At 67.6% G+C, this 20,056-nt stretch carries 15 protein-coding genes; 6 read left to right on the top strand and 9 right to left on the bottom strand.

Annotated elements, in window-relative coordinates:
- Window positions 1-299: 299 nt before the first annotated feature.
- Window positions 300-1,754 carry a DUF1254 domain-containing protein gene (locus E1N52_RS16600; RefSeq protein ID WP_133183839.1) on the bottom strand — a complete coding sequence of 485 codons (1,455 nt, stop codon included), beginning with the start codon at window positions 1,752-1,754 and terminating at the stop codon, window positions 300-302.
- 305 nt (window positions 1,755-2,059) lie between these two features.
- Here E1N52_RS16600 and E1N52_RS16595 point away from each other — a divergent pair, with 305 nt between their 5' ends.
- The 3 genes from E1N52_RS16595 to E1N52_RS16585 all read left to right on the top strand — a co-directional run bounded on the left by E1N52_RS16595 (window position 2,060) and on the right by E1N52_RS16585 (window position 8,164).
- The gene (locus E1N52_RS16595; RefSeq protein WP_133183838.1) at window positions 2,060-4,549 is read left to right on the top strand and encodes a heavy metal translocating P-type ATPase; all 2,490 of its coding nucleotides are present in this window, start codon (window positions 2,060-2,062) and stop codon (window positions 4,547-4,549) included.
- A gap of 278 nt (window positions 4,550-4,827) precedes the next feature.
- Window positions 4,828-6,834 (top strand): methyl-accepting chemotaxis protein, encoded by a 2,007-nt coding sequence (locus E1N52_RS16590; RefSeq protein ID WP_133183837.1) that lies wholly within the window; start codon window positions 4,828-4,830, stop codon window positions 6,832-6,834.
- Between the two features lie 208 nt (window positions 6,835-7,042).
- Window positions 7,043-8,164 carry an acyltransferase family protein gene (locus E1N52_RS16585; protein WP_133183836.1) on the top strand — a complete coding sequence of 374 codons (1,122 nt, stop codon included), beginning with the start codon at window positions 7,043-7,045 and terminating at the stop codon, window positions 8,162-8,164.
- 21 nt (window positions 8,165-8,185) lie between these two features.
- On the opposite strand, the gene E1N52_RS16580 is transcribed toward E1N52_RS16585, so the two are convergent.
- Complete coding sequence (locus E1N52_RS16580) at window positions 8,186-10,717, bottom strand: penicillin-binding protein 1A (RefSeq protein ID WP_133183835.1); 2,532 nt, start codon at window positions 10,715-10,717, stop codon at window positions 8,186-8,188.
- A gap of 280 nt (window positions 10,718-10,997) precedes the next feature.
- On the opposite strand from E1N52_RS16580, the gene E1N52_RS16575 reads away from it, so the two are divergent.
- The gene (locus E1N52_RS16575; protein WP_133183834.1) at window positions 10,998-12,170 is read left to right on the top strand and encodes a porin; all 1,173 of its coding nucleotides are present in this window, start codon (window positions 10,998-11,000) and stop codon (window positions 12,168-12,170) included.
- A 12-nt stretch (window positions 12,171-12,182) separates the two neighbouring features.
- Here the strand turns inward: E1N52_RS16575 and E1N52_RS16570 are convergent, their stop codons facing one another.
- The 5 genes from E1N52_RS16570 to E1N52_RS16555 form a co-directional block, all read right to left on the bottom strand.
- Window positions 12,183-12,479 (bottom strand): hypothetical protein, encoded by a 297-nt coding sequence (locus E1N52_RS16570; protein ID WP_028202877.1) that lies wholly within the window; start codon window positions 12,477-12,479, stop codon window positions 12,183-12,185.
- A gap of 105 nt (window positions 12,480-12,584) precedes the next feature.
- Window positions 12,585-13,199 carry a flavin reductase family protein gene (locus E1N52_RS16565; RefSeq protein ID WP_069261419.1) on the bottom strand — a complete coding sequence of 205 codons (615 nt, stop codon included), beginning with the start codon at window positions 13,197-13,199 and terminating at the stop codon, window positions 12,585-12,587.
- 210 nt (window positions 13,200-13,409) lie between these two features.
- Window positions 13,410-13,565 (bottom strand): hypothetical protein, encoded by a 156-nt coding sequence (locus E1N52_RS44065; protein ID WP_165979393.1) that lies wholly within the window; start codon window positions 13,563-13,565, stop codon window positions 13,410-13,412.
- Between the two features lie 199 nt (window positions 13,566-13,764).
- Window positions 13,765-14,667, bottom strand: coding sequence for a hypothetical protein (locus E1N52_RS16560; protein ID WP_133183833.1), 903 nt, complete (start codon window positions 14,665-14,667; stop codon window positions 13,765-13,767).
- Window positions 14,668-14,852: 185 nt separating this feature from the next.
- Window positions 14,853-15,539, bottom strand: a complete 687-nt coding sequence (locus E1N52_RS16555; protein WP_133183832.1) for an MgtC/SapB family protein — start codon at window positions 15,537-15,539, stop codon at window positions 14,853-14,855.
- A gap of 134 nt (window positions 15,540-15,673) precedes the next feature.
- Here E1N52_RS16555 and E1N52_RS16550 point away from each other — a divergent pair, with 134 nt between their 5' ends.
- Complete coding sequence (locus tag E1N52_RS16550) at window positions 15,674-16,759, top strand: AGE family epimerase/isomerase (RefSeq protein WP_133183831.1); 1,086 nt, start codon at window positions 15,674-15,676, stop codon at window positions 16,757-16,759.
- Between the two features lie 73 nt (window positions 16,760-16,832).
- Here the strand turns inward: E1N52_RS16550 and E1N52_RS16545 are convergent, their stop codons facing one another.
- Window positions 16,833-18,392 (bottom strand): methyl-accepting chemotaxis protein, encoded by a 1,560-nt coding sequence (locus E1N52_RS16545; protein ID WP_133183830.1) that lies wholly within the window; start codon window positions 18,390-18,392, stop codon window positions 16,833-16,835.
- Between the two features lie 277 nt (window positions 18,393-18,669).
- Here E1N52_RS16545 and E1N52_RS16540 point away from each other — a divergent pair, with 277 nt between their 5' ends.
- The gene (locus E1N52_RS16540) at window positions 18,670-19,113 is read left to right on the top strand and encodes a PaaI family thioesterase (protein WP_133183829.1); all 444 of its coding nucleotides are present in this window, start codon (window positions 18,670-18,672) and stop codon (window positions 19,111-19,113) included.
- An 89-nt stretch (window positions 19,114-19,202) separates the two neighbouring features.
- On the opposite strand, the gene E1N52_RS16535 is transcribed toward E1N52_RS16540, so the two are convergent.
- Window positions 19,203-20,051, bottom strand: a complete 849-nt coding sequence (locus tag E1N52_RS16535; protein WP_133183828.1) for an ureidoglycolate lyase — start codon at window positions 20,049-20,051, stop codon at window positions 19,203-19,205.
- Window positions 20,052-20,056: the final 5 nt, after the last annotated feature.

Below are 20,056 nucleotides of genomic sequence, written 5' to 3'. Positions count from 1 at the left end.
CCGCCGCGGGATGTGGGTCTGATGTCGGAAATCCGGGGATGCCGACAGCCGGAAGTATAGGTCCGATAGAAGATCGGACGGCGGGAAAACGCCGCCCGTTGCGCAGGTATTGCGCAACAAGAAGTAACAGCGGGAGAGCGATGGCCCGGCGATTGCGTGATGTGCGCCGCGCGCGTTGCGCGGTGCATGAAAATGCGGGCGAGGCAGCCGGGCGTCGCGCGCGAGCGGGCTTACGCGGCGCAAGAAAAGCGTTGGCGGGACAGTGTTCCGCCAACGTATGGTTCAGCCCGGTTCAGCGATTACTGCCGCTCGACGGCGGGCGGCTGCCAGCTGCCATCGGTCGCTTGCGGCTTCGCGGCGTAGAGGCGCATCACGAGGCGGAAGTCGCCATGCGGCGCCGGCACCCAGTTCGCGCCGCCGCGCGGGCGCTCGGCGCTCACGTGCACGTCGAGCGAGCCGTCGCGGTTGCGGCGTGCGCCGCTGCGGTCGCCGAACGCCACGCGCACGGGCGCGTCGGCATCGAGCGCGCCGTCGGTCGTATAGGCCGTGATCGACCAGAAGCCGCGCACCGGCGGCAACTGCTTCGCCGCGAAGTGGATCGTGTAGCGGTTCGCGCCGTTGAGCGCATGGCCGTCGCTGTCCTGGCTCACGCGGGCGCGCACTTCGTCGCGGGTCGTCGGCAGACCCGGCGACGTGTACGCCGCGTACGCGCGCAGCGAGTAGTCGGGGCCGTAGTTGCCCGCGTCGTCGCCTACCCAGAGCCAGCCGTTGCCCGCCAGCAGGTTGGACGGCGGCGTCGCGGCGCGCGTGCGGCCATCGGCGAGACCCGCCTTGATGACCGCGGCGTCCTTCGTGCCCGAAGGCAACTGCGCCGGGTCGCCCGGGTGCACGCCAATGTCGCCGAGAATCTTGAGCGCATGCGCGTCGTCCGCCGTGGGCGGGTTGTCTTCCAGCGCCAGGGCGAGCCGGTCGAAGAAACCGTGCGCGTCGAGCGCCGCGACCTGCGCGGACGGCGTGCCCGGCGCCACCGGATCGCCGCTCTGCGTGGCGCCGATCGGCTCGTTGCCGCGTGCGCCGCGAGCGCCGGCTTTGCCGTGCGCGCCGCGCTCGTCCCAGTCGGAAAGCGCCGTGACCTGCAGACCGTGCTGCAGCCGCCTTACGGCAGCGAGGTCGCCGCCGCCGCGCGTCTGGATGCGCGCGAGGAACCAGACGTAGCGCGTCGACACGTCGACGCGCTTCACGCGCGCGGGCAGCGTGCCTTTCCAGCCGGCCGGCACGAATGCAATCGTTTGCGCTTTCAGACCGCTGACATGCTCACCGGTCTGCGCGGCGCCCGTCGACCAGACGACGTTCGTCCACATGTCGAGCGCGCGCGCATCCATGTAGCGGCCGTGCGTGTCGGGCAGCGTGACGAGCACCGGCTCGCTCGAAACATCGAGCCAGCCGCTGGAAGCCAGCGTGTCGAGATTGGGTTCGGGCGGGCTCGAGGCCCCGACGGGCGGCAGCGACTGCGCGTGGCGCAGTGTGTTCGGCGCGGCCTGGCCAGGCCCGCTGCCAGTGGCGGCTTCGCGCGCCACGTCCATCAGCACGAGCGGATAGCCAAACACATAGGAGTCGGAGACTTCGTCCTTCATCCAGCCGTTGCTCTTCGGCGCAACGTCGCCCGGCGCCGAGGCGCATCCGGCAATCAGGGCAAGGCAGGCAAGCGCAGAGCAGCTACGGTACGTAGAGAATGCTCGATGTATTGTTGTCATTTGTTGGTTGTATTCGGTGCGGGCGGTCCATGAAGTGACGTCGACCGGCTGGCCACTCCGCGCGCGGGCCCCCCCAGGGCCGTAGTCTGCGCGCGGCAAGGCGCCAATGCCGCCGGTTGGTATCGTATCGCTCGCGCATGGGCCTGAAAAGACTGTGGCGTGGAATATTGCCTTACAGGCGGAGAGCTTGCTCCAAGGACGTCCCTCTGAAACGAAAGTGGCGTAGTGTCACGCCCCTTGACCTTCCCATGATGGGAACGTAGATACTGCGTAACATCGATGACAGCCAGTGCTCGCACCCCATCATGAATGCACCCCTCGTTGCAGAACGCACCGATACCGCCGTGGCCGAACTCGAGGTCCACGGCATGACGTGCGCCTCCTGCGCCATGCGCGTCGAGAAGGCGCTCGCCAAAGTGCCGGGCGTCACGCGCGCCTCGGTCAACCTCGCCACCGAAAAGGCCACCGTCGAGGCCAGCAGCGGCGTCGCGCCCGCGGCGCTCGTCGCCGCGATCGAAAAGGCCGGCTACGAAGCCATGCCCGTCGCTACCGAAGCCGCCACGTTCACCATCGGCGGGATGACTTGCGCGTCGTGCGCGAACCGCGTCGAAAAGGCGCTCGCGCGCGTGCCCGGCGTGGCTGGCGTAAGCGTGAACCTCGCCACCGAGCAGGCCACCGTCAACACGCGCTCGCCGCTCACAGGCGAATTGCAGGACCTGCTCGTCGCCGCGGTCAAGAAGGCCGGCTATGAAGCCACGCCGCTCGCCGCCGATGAAGACACGACCACCCCGGCGAAAAGCGCCGCCGCCAGCGACGAGGCGCGCCGCGAATGGCGCGCCGTGCTGATTTCGGCCGTACTCACGGCCCCGCTCGTGCTGCCGATGTTCGGCCACTGGCTCGGCCTCGACTGGATGCTGCCCGCCGCGGTCCAGCTGGCGCTCGCGAGCGTCGTGCAGTTCGTGTTCGGCGCGCGCTTCTACCGCGCCGCGTGGAAAGCCGTGCGCGCCGGCGCGGGCAACATGGATCTGCTGGTCGCGCTCGGCACCTCGGCCGCGTATGGCGTGAGCGTCTATGCGATGCTCGCGCACCCCGGCGATATGGCGCATCTGTATTTCGAGGCCTCGGCGGTCGTCATCACGCTCGTGCGCTTCGGCAAATGGCTCGAAGCGCGCGCGAAGCGCCAGACCACCGACGCGATCCGCGCCCTCAACGCGCTGCGGCCCGATCGCGCGCGTATCCGCGTCGATGGCGCAAACGGCGCCAACGCAGAGGAGCGCGAAGTCCCGCTCGCCCAGGTTCGCGTAGGCGCAGTGGTGGTCGTGCGCCCCGGCGAGCGCCTGCCCGTGGACGGCGTCGTGCTCGAAGGGCGCAGCCACATCGACGAATCGCTCATCACGGGCGAAAGCCTGCCGGTGCCGAAAGCGCCCGACGATCCCGTTACGGCGGGCTCGATCAACGGTGAAGGCGCGATCGCCGTGCGCACCACGGCCATCGGCGCGGAAACCACGCTTGCACGCATCATTCGCCTCGTGGAAAGCGCGCAGGCCGAGAAGGCGCCGATCCAGCGTCTCGTCGACCGCGTAAGCGCCGTGTTCGTCCCGGCGATTCTCGTGATCGCGGCCATCACGCTGGGCGGCTGGCTGTTCGCGGGCGCGAGCGCCGAAACGGCGATCCTCAACGCCGTGGCCGTGCTCGTGATCGCCTGCCCGTGCGCGCTCGGCCTCGCGACGCCCGCCGCGATCATGGCCGGGACCGGCGTGGCCGCGCGCCATGGCGTGCTCATCAAGGACGCCGAAGCATTGGAGACCGCCCACAACGTGAGCGTGGTCGCCTTCGACAAGACCGGCACGCTCACGCTCGGCCAGCCCTCACTCACCGCGTTCGAAACGGCCGAGGGGCGCGAGCACGGCGAGGCGCTCGCGCTCGCCGCCGCCGTGCAGCGGCAAAGCGATCACCCGCTCGCGAAAGCCGTGGTGCAGGCGTATGAAGTGCAGGCAAAAGCGCAAGCGAATGCCCAGGCGCCAGGCGCTTTGGCCGTCGCCGCCCATGCGCGCGCGGTGCCGGGGCGCGGCGTGGAGGCCGAAGTGAATGGCCGGCGCCTCGCAATCGGCAGCGGCCGCTGGCTCGACGAACTGGCGCTCGCCGTGCCGCCCGCGCTCGCGGCCCGTGCGCGTTCACTCGAAGAGGCGGGCAATACGGTGTCGTGGCTATTCGAGCCGCACGGCGGCGTGCTCGCCCTGCTCGCTTTCGGCGACACCGTGAAGCCCACGGCGCGCGAAGCCATTGCGAGCCTCAAGGCGATGGGCATCCGCAGCGTGCTCGTGACCGGCGACAACGCGGGCAGCGCGGCGGCCGTTGCTGCGCAGCTCGGCATCGGCGAAGTGCACGCGCAGGTGCTGCCCGACGACAAGGCGCGCACGATCCGCGACCTCAAGATCAAGAGCGGCGGCATCGTCGCGATGGCTGGCGACGGCATCAACGACGCTCCGGCGCTCGCCGCCGCCGACATCGGCATCGCCATGGCCACGGGCACCGACGTCGCCATGCACGCGGCAGGCATCACGCTCATGCGCGGCGACCCGGCGCTCGTTGCCGCCGCAATCGATATTTCGCGGCGCACGTGGCGCAAGATCCAGCAGAACCTGTTCTGGGCGTTCATCTACAACCTGATCGGGATTCCGCTCGCCGCCTTCGGCCTGCTCAACCCCATGCTCGCGGGCGCGGCCATGGCGTTTTCCAGCGTGAGCGTCGTGACCAATGCGCTCTTGCTCAGAACGTGGAAGGCCCGCCGCTAACGGCTGCGCATAGGATTGGACAGCGCGAGCGACGTATCGCGCGAAACATAACGACAGGGCGCTTCATGCGCCCTTTTCCTTGTGTCGGCGTTATTTTGGGTTCCGAAATATCCCACAGTCTGCACACCGAAATGGCGTGAGCGATCGGTAATCTTTACGTGACTGTAAGGTTTTTCAGTCCTACCCCTAAAGGATCGCTCGCGCGCGCCGTAATGCGTCATGCCAGCGCCTCGAAGGCGCAGGTTCCTTCTTCACAAGCTCTTTCCGGAACCGAATCCATGCTTTCACGCTTATCAAGCCGCGCGAGCGTCGGCGTGCGCCTCGCCTTGCTATCGTGCGTGCTCGTCGCAGCCATATTTGCCGCCTTCACGTGGGCAATCACGCATTCGGCGGCGACTCAGGTCGGCCACCAGGTGCGCTCGCGCATTGCCGAAAAGGATCAGGCGGTCGCCTCGTCGATCTCGCTCATCAACGGCGCGCTCGAAGCCGAAGTCGACCGCGCCATGCAGCTCTTCGAGAGCTTCCTGCCCGGCGCGTTCACACTCGACCCCACGCAAACGGTCGACATTGGCGGCAAGGCCACACCGGTCTTCAAGTCCGGCGACCACGTGCTGAACCTGGACTTCACGATCCCCGACCAGTTTCTCGCGCGCAGCGGCGAAATCGCAACTGTCTTTGCGCGCAGCGGCGACGACTTCGTACGCGTGACCACCTCGCTCAAGAAGCAGGACGGCTCGCGCGCGATCGGCACGCTGCTCGACCGCAAGGGCCCGGCGTATGGCCCGGTGATGGCCAACCGCACCTTTACCGGCCTCGCCCAGTTGTTCGGCAAGCAGTACATCACGCAGTACAAGCCGATTCTCGATTCGAGCGGCCACGTGATCGGCGCGCTGTTCGTCGGCGTGGACGTGGGCGCGCAGATCGACGCGCTCAAGAGCGAGATCGCCAAGCTCAAGATCGGCGAGAGCGGCTATTACTTCGTGATGGATGCTTCGAACGGCCCGACGCGCGGCACCTTCCTCGTCCACCCGAGCGCTGTCGGCAAACACTACGACGACGCCGACGCGCCCTGGTCGCGCATGCTCGAAACGCGCGAAGGCACGCTCGACTACACCTCCGCCGACTCGACGCGCGGAGAAGGCGACGCGCGCGCGAAGTTCGTCTCGTTCGTGAGCGTCCCGCAGTGGCAATGGCTCGTGGGCGGCGTCGCCGTGCGCGACGAGATCATGGCCGACGTGAACGCCACGCGCGACCGCTTCGCGGCCATCGGCCTCGTGCTGGTTGCGCTGTTCGCGGCGCTGTCGATCTACGCGGCGCGGCGCCTCGTGAGCCGTCCGCTCGACGCCGCCGCGCACGCCGCCGGCCAGCTCGCCGCGGGCGACCTCACGGTGCGCATCGGCAACGACAGCCGCAACAGCCTCGGAAATGGCAATGCAGCGAGCGCGCAAGGCACGGCGGGCGCCGACGAGATCGGCCGCCTCACGCGCGCCATCGACGGCATCGGCGTGGGCCTCGCGCAGATCGTCGCGCAGGTGCGCAGCGCCACGGCGCAGATGAGCGAGGACACCTCGCGCATCGCGCAAGGCAGCGGCGAGATTGCTTCGCGCATCGCGAGCCAGGCGAGCAGCCTGGAGGAGACGGCGGCGAGCATGGAAGAGCTCACCTCCACCGTGCAGCAGAACGCCGACCACGCGACGCGCGCCAACACCGTGGTGACGAGCGCAGCCGAAGCCGCGCTCGACGGCGGCCGCGCCGTGAGCCGCGTCGTGGAAACGATGAACGACATCAGCCGCGCATCGCAGAAGATCGCCGAGATCACGGGCGTCATCGACGGCATCGCGTTCCAGACCAACATCCTCGCGCTCAACGCGGCCGTGGAAGCGGCGCGTGCGGGCGAGCACGGCAAGGGCTTCGCGGTGGTTGCGAGCGAAGTGCGCGCGCTCGCGCAGCGCAGCGCGGCGGCCGCCAAGGAAATCTCGGCGCTGATCACCGAATCGTCGTCAACGGTTGAGACGGGCTACCGGATCGCCGGCGAAGCGAGCACGACCATGCGCGGCATCGTCGCGCGCGTGGATGAAGTGCGCTCGATCATCGGCGAGATCAGCGTGGCCTCACGCGAACAGTCGGGCGGCATCGAGCAGGTGAATATCGCGGTTTCGCAGATCGGCGCGGCGACGCAGCAGAACGCCGTGCTCGTGGGCGACGCCGAGCGCGCCGCCGCCGCGCTCAACGATCATGCGGCTGCGCTCGCCGAACTCGTCTCGGTGTTCAAGGTGCGCGAGTAACGACGCGTATGCTTCGGCGCGGTCTGTAACGCGGCTTCACGCGTTCAGCCGCGCTCGAATGCATATCTGACCCCAGTGCGCGCTGCGTCGGCGGAAATCGTGGAGCCCGGTTTCCACTGTATATGCTCGTTAGCGAACACACCCCCTTCCCTCAGTGCAGATACCCTTGCGGGCACAAGCGATAAGAAAATCGCAAGGGGAACGAGTCATGCAGGGTACCCAGCCGGGTTCGAGATACGCCACGCTAGATGGCCTGCGCGGCGCTGCTGCGCTGCTTGTCGTCTTCGTACACTTTCCAATGCTGTGCCACGTGCGTGCCATCGAGCACGGCTATCTGGCGGTCGATCTCTTTTTCATCATGAGCGGCTTTGTCATTGGGAGTGCTTACGATTGTAAACTCGCGTCGGGCGCCTTGAGTTGCCGTCAATACAGTCAGCTGCGACTGGTTCGCCTGTACCCGCTTTACTGCGCCGGCCTCGTGCTCGGTCTCGTCGCTATGGTGCTGCGTCTTCCAGTATCGGACTGGAGCGAGATCGCTTCGGCGCTGCCGGCAAGCGTGCTGATGCTGCCGTCACACGTTGCCATGCCAACGTTCTATCCCTGGCCGACGGTCTGGAATTTTATCTACCCGCTCGACTTTCCGGCCTGGTCGCTGTTCTTCGAGTTGGTGGCGAGCCTTGCCTACGGTGTGTTCTTTCGCGATCTGACGACGCGCACGCTCGTCGCCATCATGTGCGTGTCCGGCCTCTGTCTCGTGTACCTGGCCTGCACGTCCTCCATCAGCGGCGGAGTGGCCTGGGACACGTTCGATTCGGGCTTCGCCCGCCTTGGCTACGCCTTTCCCGCCGGCTTGCTGCTCTATCGATTCGGCCGCCCCGCACGCGAGCGCAGACATCTTGCGGCGCTCGCGGTCATCGTGCTCGTGATCGCACTGCTCTGCATGCCCTGGCCAGCGGCGCATCAAAACGCAATCGATCTGTTTCTCTCGCTGGTGGTCCTTCCTGGAATCGTCTGGGTGGCGTCCCGCGTGGAGCCGCCGGCGCGCCTGCTGCCGCTTTTCGCCTTTTCCGGCCTCGTTTCCTACGGCATCTATGTTCTTCATGTGCCGCTCGGATTCATCCTGCAAGACCTTGCGTCGCGCATTCACACACTGAGCCATCCGTCCCGGGTCATCGCCGCGGTGTTCGTGCCGGGCGTCGTGCTACTTGCGTGGGTCGCCAGTCGCTACTACGACGCGCCCGTGCGCCGGGCGCTGCTCGCTCACCTGCGCGCCCGGCACGCGGCGCGCCCCGTCGCTACCGGCACGGGAGAAGCGCCCGCGACTCGCTGAGCCGGCTGCACTACGCCGCGCTCATTGCCCCTGCGGCTGCGCCACGGGCGGCGTGTAGCTCGCGCTCGCGCCCGGCGTGTCAGGGTCCGCCTCGTCGGGCGTCGGCGTCGGCGCAAGCGCCGGCGCCTGCGCCGGATACGAGGGCTGCGGAGCTTGCGCCGCCGGCGCGCTGGACGGCCCGATGATCGGCGGCAGGCCCATGATCGCGCGCGCGGCGGATTCCGCAGCCGCCGCCGACGCGGCAGAAGGCGCAGATGCCGCCGCAGCCGCCGATGCCCCCGCCTCCGACGCCGCAGCAGGCACGGATGCAGGCGCCGGTGCGCTCACGCGCGGCGGCGGAGCATGCCGCACCGGCGCGGTCGGCGGCGGCGCTTCATGCTTGCCGAACAGCGTGTCCATCCACGCGCGCAACTTCTCGCGGAAGGTCTCGAACGCGCCCGGCGTCACCTCGGTGTTGAAGCGCGCACGCGGATCGACGAGGCGCGAGCGCAGCGCACGCTGGAAGAAGTCGCCGACGATCGGCAGCGCGCTGCGTGCGCCCTGCCCCCAGTAGTCGTCGAGCGTCACGCGTCCATCGTCGAAGCCCACCCACGCGCCCGCCACGAGTTGCGGGTCCATCAGGATGAACCAGCCGTCCGTGTTGCCCTGGGTCGTGCCGGTCTTGCCCGCCACGTCCCCGCGAATGCCGAAGCGCGTGCGGATGGCCGAGCCCGTGCCGCGGTTGACGACGTCGCGCATCGTGTCGAGCAGCGTGCGGTCCGCCTCAGCCGAAAGCGCCCGCTCGGGCGAAGCGCTCTCGAACTGCGCGAGCACGTTGCCCTTGTGGTCCTCGATACTGGTGACCATGCGCGGTTCGAGGTACTCGCCGTCATTGGCGATGGTGCTGTACGCGGAGACCATCTCCTTCAATGTGACCGGGCTCGTGCCGAGCGCGAGCGACGGCACCGGGTCGAGCTGGCTGTCGCGCACGCCCATCGCGCGCGCGAGCCGCGCGACCTTGTCCGGGCCCACCGTCTGCATGAGCTGCGCGGTGATGCGGTTGCGCGAGAACGCGATCGCGTCGCGCAGTGTCATCGGGCGATTGCTCGGCGGCACGTCGTCGGTCGGCTTCCAGATTTCGCCGCCCGCGAGCGGGATTTCCACCGGCTGGTCGATGAACGTGTCGCTCGGCTTCGCGCCCGCCGCGTAGGCCGCGCCGTACACGAACGGCTTGAACGTCGAGCCCGGTTGACGGCGCGCCTGCTGCACGTGGTCGAACGGTTCGTCGGTGAAGTCGCGGCTGCCCACCCACGCCTTGATCTGCCCGTTGCGTGGGTCGATGGCGAGGAAGCCCGCCTCCACTGCGGTCTTGCTCTTGCAGAGGTTGCGCATGAACGTGCGGTCGCCGGCGAGCTGCTTGAGTGCGTCGGCGTCGTTCGCACCGGCGTCGCGTGCGCTCTTGTAGTCCTGCGTTTCGCGCATGAACGTCGCGAACAGGTCGTTGCCGGCCACGCAGCCGTTGCGTCCGCTCCATGCGCCGTTGGCGATGCCCTGGAGCTGGTTCGTGTGCTGGCGCAGCGCGGCGGTTGCCATCTGCTGGAGACGCGAATCGATCGTGGTGCGCACCACGAGGCCATCCGAATAGATGTTGTAGTCGTTGCGGTCGGCCCAGGAAATCAGCCACTTGCGCAGTTGCAGCGCAAAGTGCGGCGCGGGGCCCGGCGGCTCGGTCTGACGCTCGAAGTCGAGGCGCAGCGGCTTCTTCGACAGCGTGGCGTACTGCGCCTCGCTGAGCTTGCCGTACTTCACCATCTGGCCGAGCACGGTGTTGCGCCGCGCGAGCGCGCGCTCGGGGTTGATCACCGGGTTGTAGTAGGCGTTGCCCTTGAGCATGCCGGTGAGCGTTGCCGCTTGCAGAATGTCGAGCTGATCCGCCGAAACGCCGAAGTAGGTGCGCGCCGCCATCTCGATGCCGTAGGCGTTGTAGAGGAACGGCACCGTGTTCAGATAGGTCTCGAGAATCTGCTGCTTGCTGTACACCGCCTCGATCTTGAACGCCGTGATCGCTTCCTTGATCTTGCGCGTGAGCGTGGGCGCGCGGCCGATTTCATCGGGATAGAGATTGCGCGCGAGCTGCTGCGTGATGGTCGAGCCGCCCTGGCGCTCGCCCGAGAACGTGTGCAGCGCCGCGCCCGCCGTGCGCTTGAAGTCGATGCCGTGGTGCTCGTAGAAGCGGTGATCCTCGGTGGAAATCAGCGCGTCGACCATGTGCGGCGAGATCTGCGCGAGCGGCACCCATTCGCGATTCGAGGGCTTGAACTCGGCGAGCACCTTGCCGTCGGCGGAAAGAATCTGGGCCGGCTCGTCCACCCGCGCCTTGCGGATGTCGCCAATGCTCGGCGTGAACGGAATCAGCACGAGCACGTAGAGCACGACGAGCGCCGGCAACGCCCCAATCGTCATGAGCACGCCGCGCCGCGTGGGATGCCGCAGATGATGGAGCGCACGCGCGAATGCGGGACGGACAAACCCGCCCAGCCGCGCGGCGGCAGGCTTCAGGCGGGACAACGACATCGCGATTCGATCGCGGATCAACGGCACGTAACGCTTCACGCGGCAGGTAGGGTCGGCTGGCAAAGCGTGAATCGTACCAAACTCGCGAGGCCGCTCCTGCTTCGGGCCAGGCGCACGCCCTACATCTCCCTAGTCGATTTATGACAGAGAGATGAAATCATCCTTCCAGATCGAGGAAGAATCCTATCCAGTCACAGCCGGTTTTTCCGGCGACGCTCACTCCCTACACTCCTGTCGCTGTTGCACAAGCCACGAAACAACAACGCTACAGGAACATCGAATGAAGAACTCCCTCTCGCTCACCACCGCGACCGCCTTGCTCGGCGCACTCGGCACGCTCGCCGCACCCGCGGCCCACGCGCAAAGCTCGGTCACGCTCTACGGCCTGATCGACGCCGGCATCATGTACACGAACAACGTCGCGAGCGGCAAGTCGGGCGGCGCGCTCTGGCAGGCGACGAGCGGCAACGTGAACGGCAGCCGCTTCGGCGTGCGCGGCAGCGAGGACCTGGGCGGCGGCCTGCATGCGGTCTTCGTGCTCGAAAACGGCTTCAATGTGCAGAACGGCAAGCTTGGCCAGGACGGCCGCATGTTCGGCCGCCAGGCGTACGTGGGCCTCGCGAGCGACCAGTTCGGCTCGCTCACGCTCGGCCGCCAGTACGACTCGCTCGTCGACTTCGTCGCGCCGCTCTCGGCCACGGCGGGCACTTTCGGTGACACGGGCTTCGCGCATCCGTTCGACAACGACAACCTGAACCACTCGCTGCGCATGAGCAACGCAGTCAAGTTCACGAGCAATACGTATAGCGGCCTGAAGTTCGGCGCGTTGTACGCGTTCTCGAACCAGACCGACTTCGCCGTGAACCGCGCCTACAGCTTCGGCGCGAGCTACACCAACGGGCCACTCGCCATCGCAGCCGGGTATCTGCAGCTGAACGGCACCCAGGGCGCGACGGCGAGCAGCCCGGGCGCGGTGGATCTCGCGGAATCGACGGCCAACGGCAAGGGCGGCTTCGCGCTCGGCGCCGACCGCCTGCGTTCGTTCGGCGGCGGCATCAACTACACGTTCGGACCGGCTACGGCGGGCTTCGTGTTCACGCGCAGCGAGTACGCGGGCACCAGCTCGTTCGGCTCGCAAGGCGGCGACATGAGCTTCAACAACTACGAAGTGAACGGGAAGTATCAGTTGAACCCGGCGTGGAGCCTCGGTCTCGCCTACACCTTCACGGATGGCCACGTGAGCAACACGACGACCTACGGCGCCGATCCGAAGTGGAACCAGGTGGACGCACAGGTCGTGTACCGCCTCTCGAAGCGCACCGACCTCTACGGCGAGGCCATGTACCAGCACGCCTCGGGACACAACTACGTGGCGTTCATCAACACGGCGGGCGGCGCGTCCTCGACGGCCAATCAAGTGGTGGGCACGGTGGGGTTGCGCGCCCGCTTCTGATCACGCTGTTGATCAGAGCACGAGCGATAGCGCGATCGACACCCACACGGCAGCCGCGCCGCAGAGAAAGGCGCGGCGCGCCATCAGGAAGCGCGATTCGTCGTTGGGCTTCGCGGGCGAGGTGGCGAGCCACGGCACGCTGCCGAGGCACGCGAAGCCCGCGAGCGCGATGCCGACGACCACCCGGTCGCCGATGCGCCAGGCCGACGGCTCGTGCAGGCCCCAGTAGCCGAGCGCGATCAGGCCGATCGAAAACATCGTCGAGGCGGCCGAACTGAGCGCCACCACCGATCCCGTCGGAGATTGCATGGATTGCCTCCCTGCGCGCTTCGCGCTGTCGGGCCATTATCGGCGGGCGGGCAGGACGCGGCAACGCCGCGACCCGTTCATCCCGAAGCGCACGCCCGCAGCGGCTTACGCGCTCGGCCGCACCATCTGGAACATCTCGCCGATCTGCGCGTAGTCGGCGCGATAGCCCGCGCGCATCACGGGCTGGGCGGCTTGCGTGTCGAAGAGGCCGTCCTTCAGGAATTCCTCGCGAATGTGCACACCCACCACCTGCCCCAGCGCGAGCCAGTTGTCCATGGGCGCGCCGTCCAGCGTGTTGAGCCGCACGACCTTCAGCAGCTTGCATTCGAGCGCGGCCGGCGACTCGGCCACGTGCGGCACCGCGACGCTGCGGCCCGGCGCGGCCGTCAGGCCCGCGAGCGCGAATTCGTCGACATCGGCGGCGACCGGCGCGGAGGTGCGGTTCATCTGCGGCGCCAGCGCCTTGGACGTGAGATTCCAGACGAACTCTCCGGTCTCTTCGATGTTGCTGATGCTGTCCTTGCGGCCTTCGCTGCAGAATCCGATGATCGGCGGAAACGTGGCGAACGCGCCGAAGAAGCTGTAGGGCGCGAGATTGAGCGCGCCGCTTTTTGCGCGGCTGGAGATCCAGCCGATCACGCGCGGCGCGACGATCGCCTTGAACGGATCGTGCGGCAGGCCATGGCCCTGGGCGGGGTCGTAGAAGTAGGTATTGGACATGGATGAGGCGTAGCGATTTCGATGCGGCATCACTATGACACGAGCCGCGCGCAGCTGCCGTCACGCGCGGCGAAGCGAGCCCGGCTTGCAGCCGCCCCGAACGCAACAAAGCCGGCTCTCTTTCGAGAGCCGGCTTTGCTCGAAGACCTGGCGGTCTGACCGGAGAAACGCGTTGGACGGCGCGCGCCGTCCGAAGCGCTTCAGCTTCGATCAGTCACGCGGCATGCCGAACGGCATGTATTGCGAGCGGCGAACGCGCTCGGCTTCGCGGTGGCGCGCTTCGTACGAGTATTCCGAATCCATCGGCAGATACGGCGACGCGAAGAGGTCGCTCACCTTTTGGAACAGTGCAAAGATGAAGCTCATGGCGACTCCCAGTTAGGCTGCGGTTCAGGGTTTTCCCTAAGACAACTGAATTATAGGGTTTTCCCTAGGGCAACGCTAGTGCAGCGCAGCAAGAAAACTGCGGCGCGCCGTCGCACGGGGTCGAGCGCATTCGATGCGTTGCAACAAAACAACGCATCGAGATTTCGGATACAGGGGCGGGATCACGGGACGAAGCCGGTCAGCGCGTGGCTTTCTGGGCGCTTTTCGCGTGAGCTGCACGCGTGGAATGGGCCGATGCATGGCGCGCGGGCGCGGGCGAGGCCTTGGCGGGCACCGCCCTGGCCGAGACGCGTGCCGGGGGCGCGGCCTGAGTTTCCGCGGCAGCGGTAGCCGCCGCAGCAGCGGCCGTGGCGGCGGCGGTTTGCGCGGCAACGCGCTGGGACAGGTCGTCGAGCGTGGATTGCTGCTTCAGGATGAACTGCTCGAGGCGCGCCTCATCTGCGCGGGATTCGTTCGCAAGGCTGTCGAGCCGCACCGACTGCGCGATCCCGAAGCCGACCGATGCGAGCACCGCCGCCGAAGCGGCGGCGAGCACCCACTTTTGTTGCCGCGACGAGGCGGCCGCCACGCGGCGCTGCTCGGCGAGCGCGCCCTGGAGCGCGTCGAGGCGCTGCGTCAGCGCGTCCGGCTCGCTGGCCGACTGAGCCGCTTCGGGCGCGAACCCGGCGGGTTCCACACGCTCAGCAGGGCCGGCGGCAAACGACGGCTCGGCGACAAAGGCTGCGGCAGCCGGTTCCTGCACCGCCCCAACGCCCGGCTCCACCGCCTCGGCCACGGCGGGAGCCGCGGCACGTTTCGCCCGCGGCGCGCGGCGCGCGGTCGTTGCAGCCGCAACAGGGCTCGTCGCGCTGGCTTCGTCGACGGGCGCTGCCACCGCTTGAGTGGACTCGGGGTTTTCGAAGCCGCTCAGTGTGCCCTGGCGCACGGCGGCATCCGCTTCGGCAACGGCCGCGCCCCCCTCGCCGGCAAGCGCGTGCGGAGCATCGGATTCGACAGCAATCGGGGATTCAGTAACGTTGGACGACTCAGACGTCGCGCGGGGCTGCCACGGCGCGTTGCGTTCGGGATGCGAAGAGCTCAAGGATGCGGTATCTGCGTAATCAGCCATGGGTCAGCGATGCGGTTCGCGTCGCGCGCCGGCCGGTCACGGCCGCTTGGCGACGTCCTCGTGTTCTGGTTCGAACGCCCATTGTCGCACGCCAGAACGCGCGGCCAGGTGCTCTTCCCCCACTTACCCAGCCGGCATCGACCCAACGCCCCGCGCAGTCAACCCGGTGCGCCGTCCTCGCGAAAGTCCTTCACGTCGGGCAAGCGGCGCAGCGTCGCGCAAATCGCCTCGTACTCCATCGACGACACGCGGCTCAGCGTGATCATCACTTCGTCGAGCTCGGGCGAGTCGTCGCTCTGCTGCACGACGAACTGCTTCACGCGCGGGCTCGACGTGCCGAGCGCGTCGTGCAGCGAGTGAAACGTGAGCGCGCCGCGGCTCACGAGCAGCGTGAGCTGGCGCCGCTGCCGGAACGTGATGAAGCGCCGCTCGAGCGGCTTGATGCCCGCGAGGATGATGAGAATGATGACGGTTGCCGCGATCGCGCCCGTGTAGAGCCCGCCGCCTACCGCAAGACCCACGGCCGCGACCGACCAGAGGCTCGCCGCCGTCGTGAGGCCGCGCACGATCTCGCCGCGCAGCAGGATCGAGCCCGCGCCGAGAAAGCCGATGCCCGAGACGACCTGCGCGGCCATCCGCGAAGGATCGAGCACGACGTGGTCGTCCTTGAGGACGTCCGCGAAACCGTAGGCGGAGACGAGCATGATGAGCGCCGAGCCCACGCTTACCAGCATATGGGTGCGCAGCCCCGCCGCCCACGAAAGCCGCTCGCGCTCGAAGCCGATCACGCTGCCGAGCAGCGCGGCCAGCACCAGCCGCGAAATGAGTTCCCAGTTTCCGATCATTGTTATCACCCTCCTGGTCTTGTTGTCGTGGGCGAGCGCGCTGCGGCAGACTGGAATGTCCGCGTCATGCGCGAATGCGTACAATCGCCGGCATTGCACTTTCGATGTGACGCGCTTCGCCGCAACTTTTCGCCATGAACACACCTACGAGCGCAGCCAGCCTGCGCGAGCATTTCGACCGCGTCGTCCTGCCGATGTGGCGCGGCCCGGGCTTCAACGCCGAACTGCGCCTGCCCTACGAGGCGCTCGATGCGGCCGGCGCGCAGCCGCTGCCCGTCACGCGCTATCGCGCGATGGCGTGCGCCCGCCAGCTCTTCGTTTTCTCGCAGGCTGGCGACGCCGCGCACGCGCAAACGCTCTTCGAAACCCTGCGCCACACTTATCGGGACCCGCAGCACGGCGGATGGTTCTATAGCGTCGACGCGGCCGGCGCGCCGCTCGACACCACCAAGGACCTCTACACGCACGCCTTCGTGGTGTTCGCAACCGCGGCCTATGGCCAGCGCTTCGGCGCGGCCGAGGCGCTCGACGTCGCGCGAGAAACGTCCTCGCTGATCGTCGACCGCTTCGCGGCCCGCGACGGCCTGCTCAACGCGGCGCTCGACGCTTCCTTTGCAAGCGTCACCGGCGGCCCGCTGCAGAATCCGCTCATGCACCTCACCGAAGCCTGGCTCGCGGCGAGCGAGGCGACCGGCGACAGCGCGTTCGACACGGCGATCACGCGTCTCGTCGAGGCGCTCGCGCGCGGCTTCCTGCATGCGCCGACGGGCTGCATCGCCGAATTGCCGGTCGGCGCGGCGGACAACCGCCTCGAGCCCGGACATCAGTTCGAATGGTTCTGGCTGGCTTCGCGTGCAGGCGCCCGGTTGGGCGCATCGGGACTGGACGAAGCGCTCGCGCGCGCCTTCGCCTTTGCACAGAAGCACGGCGTGGACCCGGAAACGGGAGCCGTGGCGGCCGCGCTCGACGAGCAGGGCCGGGTGATTGATGCGACCCAGCGCATCTGGGCGCAAACGGAATACCTGCGCGCGCTCGCCACGCACGGCGACGCCGCGGTGCGCGCCGGGCTAGCGCCGCAGATCGGGCGCTTCGCGCCGCGCTTCCTCACGGCGCAGGGCTGGGTGGAATGCCGTAGCGCAAACGGCGAGGTGGCGCGCGCGGACATGCCGTCCACGACGCCGTATCACCTCTTGACGGCCTACCAGGGCATGGGCGTCTGAGGCGCAACAGCACAAAGCGCCGAACCAGGCGGGCGCAAGCCCGCCGCAAGGGCGCCCAGACCGCTCGAGTCGCTTAGGCCGCCAGCACCGCCGGCGAAATCTCGAACGCGGCCACGGCCTCGGAAAGCTGGCGCGTCTGCTGATGCAGCGAGGCCGCGGCAGCGGCGGCCTCCTCGACGAGCGCCGCATTCTGCTGGGTCATCTGGTCCATCTGCGAGACGGCCTGATTCACCTGATCAATGCCCGTGCTCTGCTCGAGCGACGAGGCGCTGATACCCGCCATCATCTGCGTGGCTCGCGAGATCGAGTTCGACACCTCGCGCATCGACTCGCCCGCGCGCTCCACCAGCTCCGAACCGCCGCGGATCTGCGAAACCGACTCGCTGATCAGCGTCTTGATCTCCTTGGCCGACTGCGCGCTGCGCTGCGCGAGCCCGCGCACCTCGCCCGCCACGACCGCGAAACCCCGGCCCTGCTCGCCCGCACGCGCTGCTTCCACCGCGGCGTTGAGCGCGAGAATGTTGGTCTGGAACGCGATGCCGTCGATCACGCCGATGATCTCGGCGATCTTGTCCGAGCTTTGCGCAATGCCGCGCATGCGCTCGACCACCTCGCCCACGACGGCGCCGCCGCGCGCGGTTGCGTCGAGCGCCGCTTCCGCCAGTGCGTTCGCCTCGCGTGCGTTCTCGGCCGTGTTGCGCACGGTGCCCGTCAGTTCCTCCATGCTCGCCGCCGTTTGCTCCAGCGACGCCGCCTGCGATTCGGTGCGCGCCGAAAGATCGGCGTTGCCGGTGGCGATCTCGTCGGCGCCCACGTTAATCGAGCCCGCCGTTTCGCGCACGGTGTGGACCGTACGCGCCAGGCTCGACTGCATCAGCGCAAGACCCTGGAACAGCCGGCCGATCTCGTTCTCGCCGCGCGTGGCGACGCGCTCGTCGAGGCGCCCGCGCGCGATGCGGTCGAAATGGCGGCCCGCTTCCTCGAGCGGCTCCACCACGCCGCGGCGCAGCGCGAAGTGCACGCCGGTCGCGAGCGCGATCAGCAGGAGCAGGATGACGATGCCCACGCCCTGGAAGAGTGCGAGGCGCGAGTCGATCGAATCGAGCGAAGCGCGGCTCGCCGCGGCGCTGAACTGCGCGAAGGCGTGCAGTTCGGCGAGATAGGCGTCCTGGTACGACTGCGTCGGCTGGTCGAGGAAGGCCTGCAGATTGTTGCCGTTGAGGTCGTCGATCAGCTCGCCGAGCGCCTTGCGGTACACCTGATAGCGCTCGCCGAGCGCGGCGACGCGCGCGCGGTTGTCATCGTTGATCGGCGGGACGGCCATGAGCGCCGCGAACGTGGTGTCGGCGGCGGCCAGCTGGTCGCGCGCGTGATTGACCATGTCGGTCGGCACCGTGCCGCCGCGGACCATGCGCGTGCCCGCGCGCGAGAGATTGATACGGGCGTCCATCAATTGCTGGGTGATGACGTTGGCGGCACTCGCCTGCCGCAACGCCACCTTCGAAAGGTCGGCCACGTCGTCATGCGTGCGCGTAAGCGACCAGTAACCAAGTCCTGCTGTCACGAGCTGCAGTACACAGAACGCGACGAGGACACACAACAGGCCGGATGCGACCTTGATCTTGCTGAACATCGGGACACCTGGATGGCAGTGAATGAGTGAGGCACGAGCATGTGATCGCTCGGGCCCGCACTGCGTTTACGGCCGCGCAAACGTGGTTTTTGAGCCCTAAACCGTGAAAAAACGCCCCAAAATGCGCAACGGATCATTTCGGCAATGGTTACACGGTCATTCCCTGCATTTCTCGCAACAATAGAATGCCGGCTCGATTCGATTCACCTTGACTCGACGCCGATGCTTCCTAGAGTGGTTAGGAAACCACTCGGGGATAGACCCAGGGAATGCGACGATGACAGATCTTGTGGACCGCGCGCGCGGCGCTTTGCATGCCCAACCGTTCAGCGTGCTGCTCGGAACCGAACTGATGCATGTGGGAGCCGACGAGCTGACCCTGCGCCTGCCGGTACGCGATGACCTCAAGCAGCAGCACGGCTTCGTGCACGGCGGCGTGATCAGCTATCTCGCCGACAATGCGCTGACCTTCGCCGGCGCGCTGGCCCTCGGGCCGCGGGTGGTGACGGGCGAATACAAGATCAACTATCTGCGCCCGGCGCTCAAGGGCACGCTGCTGGCACGCGCGCGCGTGGTGCACGCCGGGCGGTACCAGGCCACCTGCCAGTGCAGCGTGTACGTGATGGAAAACGGCGACGAAAAGCTCGTGGCGCTGGCGCAGGGGACGGTGAACCGGCTCGCGGAAGGCAGCGGGCCGGAAGACAAAAGTCCGACGAACTGAAAGGACTGCGCCGCAAAACAAAGCGCGCGAGGCGAAGCGGGTTTGTCCCGCCTCTCCTCGCGCGCTTTTTCGTGCTTCTTCAGGCGCGCTTACTCTGCCGCGCGCGTTTTCTGCTGCTGTTCGCCCAGGCCCTCGATGCCAAGGCGCACCGTCTGCCCCGCCTTCAGGAACACGGGGTTCGGCTTCACGCCCATGCCCACGCCCGGCGGCGTGCCGGTGGAGATCACGTCGCCCGGCTGCAGGCTCATGCACTCCGAGAGATACGAAACGAGCTTCGCGACCGTAAAGATCATCGTGCGCGTGCTGCCGTTCTGGTAGCGATGGCCGTCCACTTCGAGCCACATGGAGAGGTTTTGCGGATCGGCCACTTCGTCGCGGGTGACGAGCCACGGGCCGGTCGGGCCGAAGGTGTCGAAGCCCTTGCCCTTGTCCCACTGGCCGCCGCGCTCGATCTGCCATTCGCGCTCGGACACGTCGTTCACCACGCAGTAGCCCGCCACGTAGTTGAGCGCATCGGCTTCGCTCACGTTCTTCGCGTGCTTGCCGATCACCACGCCCAGCTCCACTTCCCAGTCGGTCTTCTTCGAGCCGCGCGGGATCTCGATGTCGTCGTTCGGGCCGACGATGGCGCTCGTCCACTTGTTGAAGACGACCGGCTCGCTCGGCACCGCCATGCCCGACTCGGCGGCGTGATCGGCATAGTTCAGACCGATGCAGACCATCTTGCCGATGTGGCCCACGCAGGGCCCGATACGCGGATTGCCTTCGACGAGCGGCAGCGTTTCCGGGTCGATCGTGCGCAGTTGTGCGAGGCCGGCGTCCGAGAGCACGTCGCCCGCAATGTCGGCCACGTTGCCTGAGAGCGCGCGAATGCGGCCTTCGGCGTCGAGCAGGCCCGGTTTTTCGTGGCCCTTCGGGCCATAGCGAAGCAGTTTCATCGTCT

The sequence above is a fragment of the Paraburkholderia guartelaensis genome (assembly GCF_004353905.1).
Classification (GTDB): domain Bacteria; phylum Pseudomonadota; class Gammaproteobacteria; order Burkholderiales; family Burkholderiaceae; genus Paraburkholderia; species Paraburkholderia guartelaensis.
The sequence above is the reverse complement of the archived record's forward strand: the minus strand, read 5'-3'. Positions and strand labels throughout refer to the sequence as shown.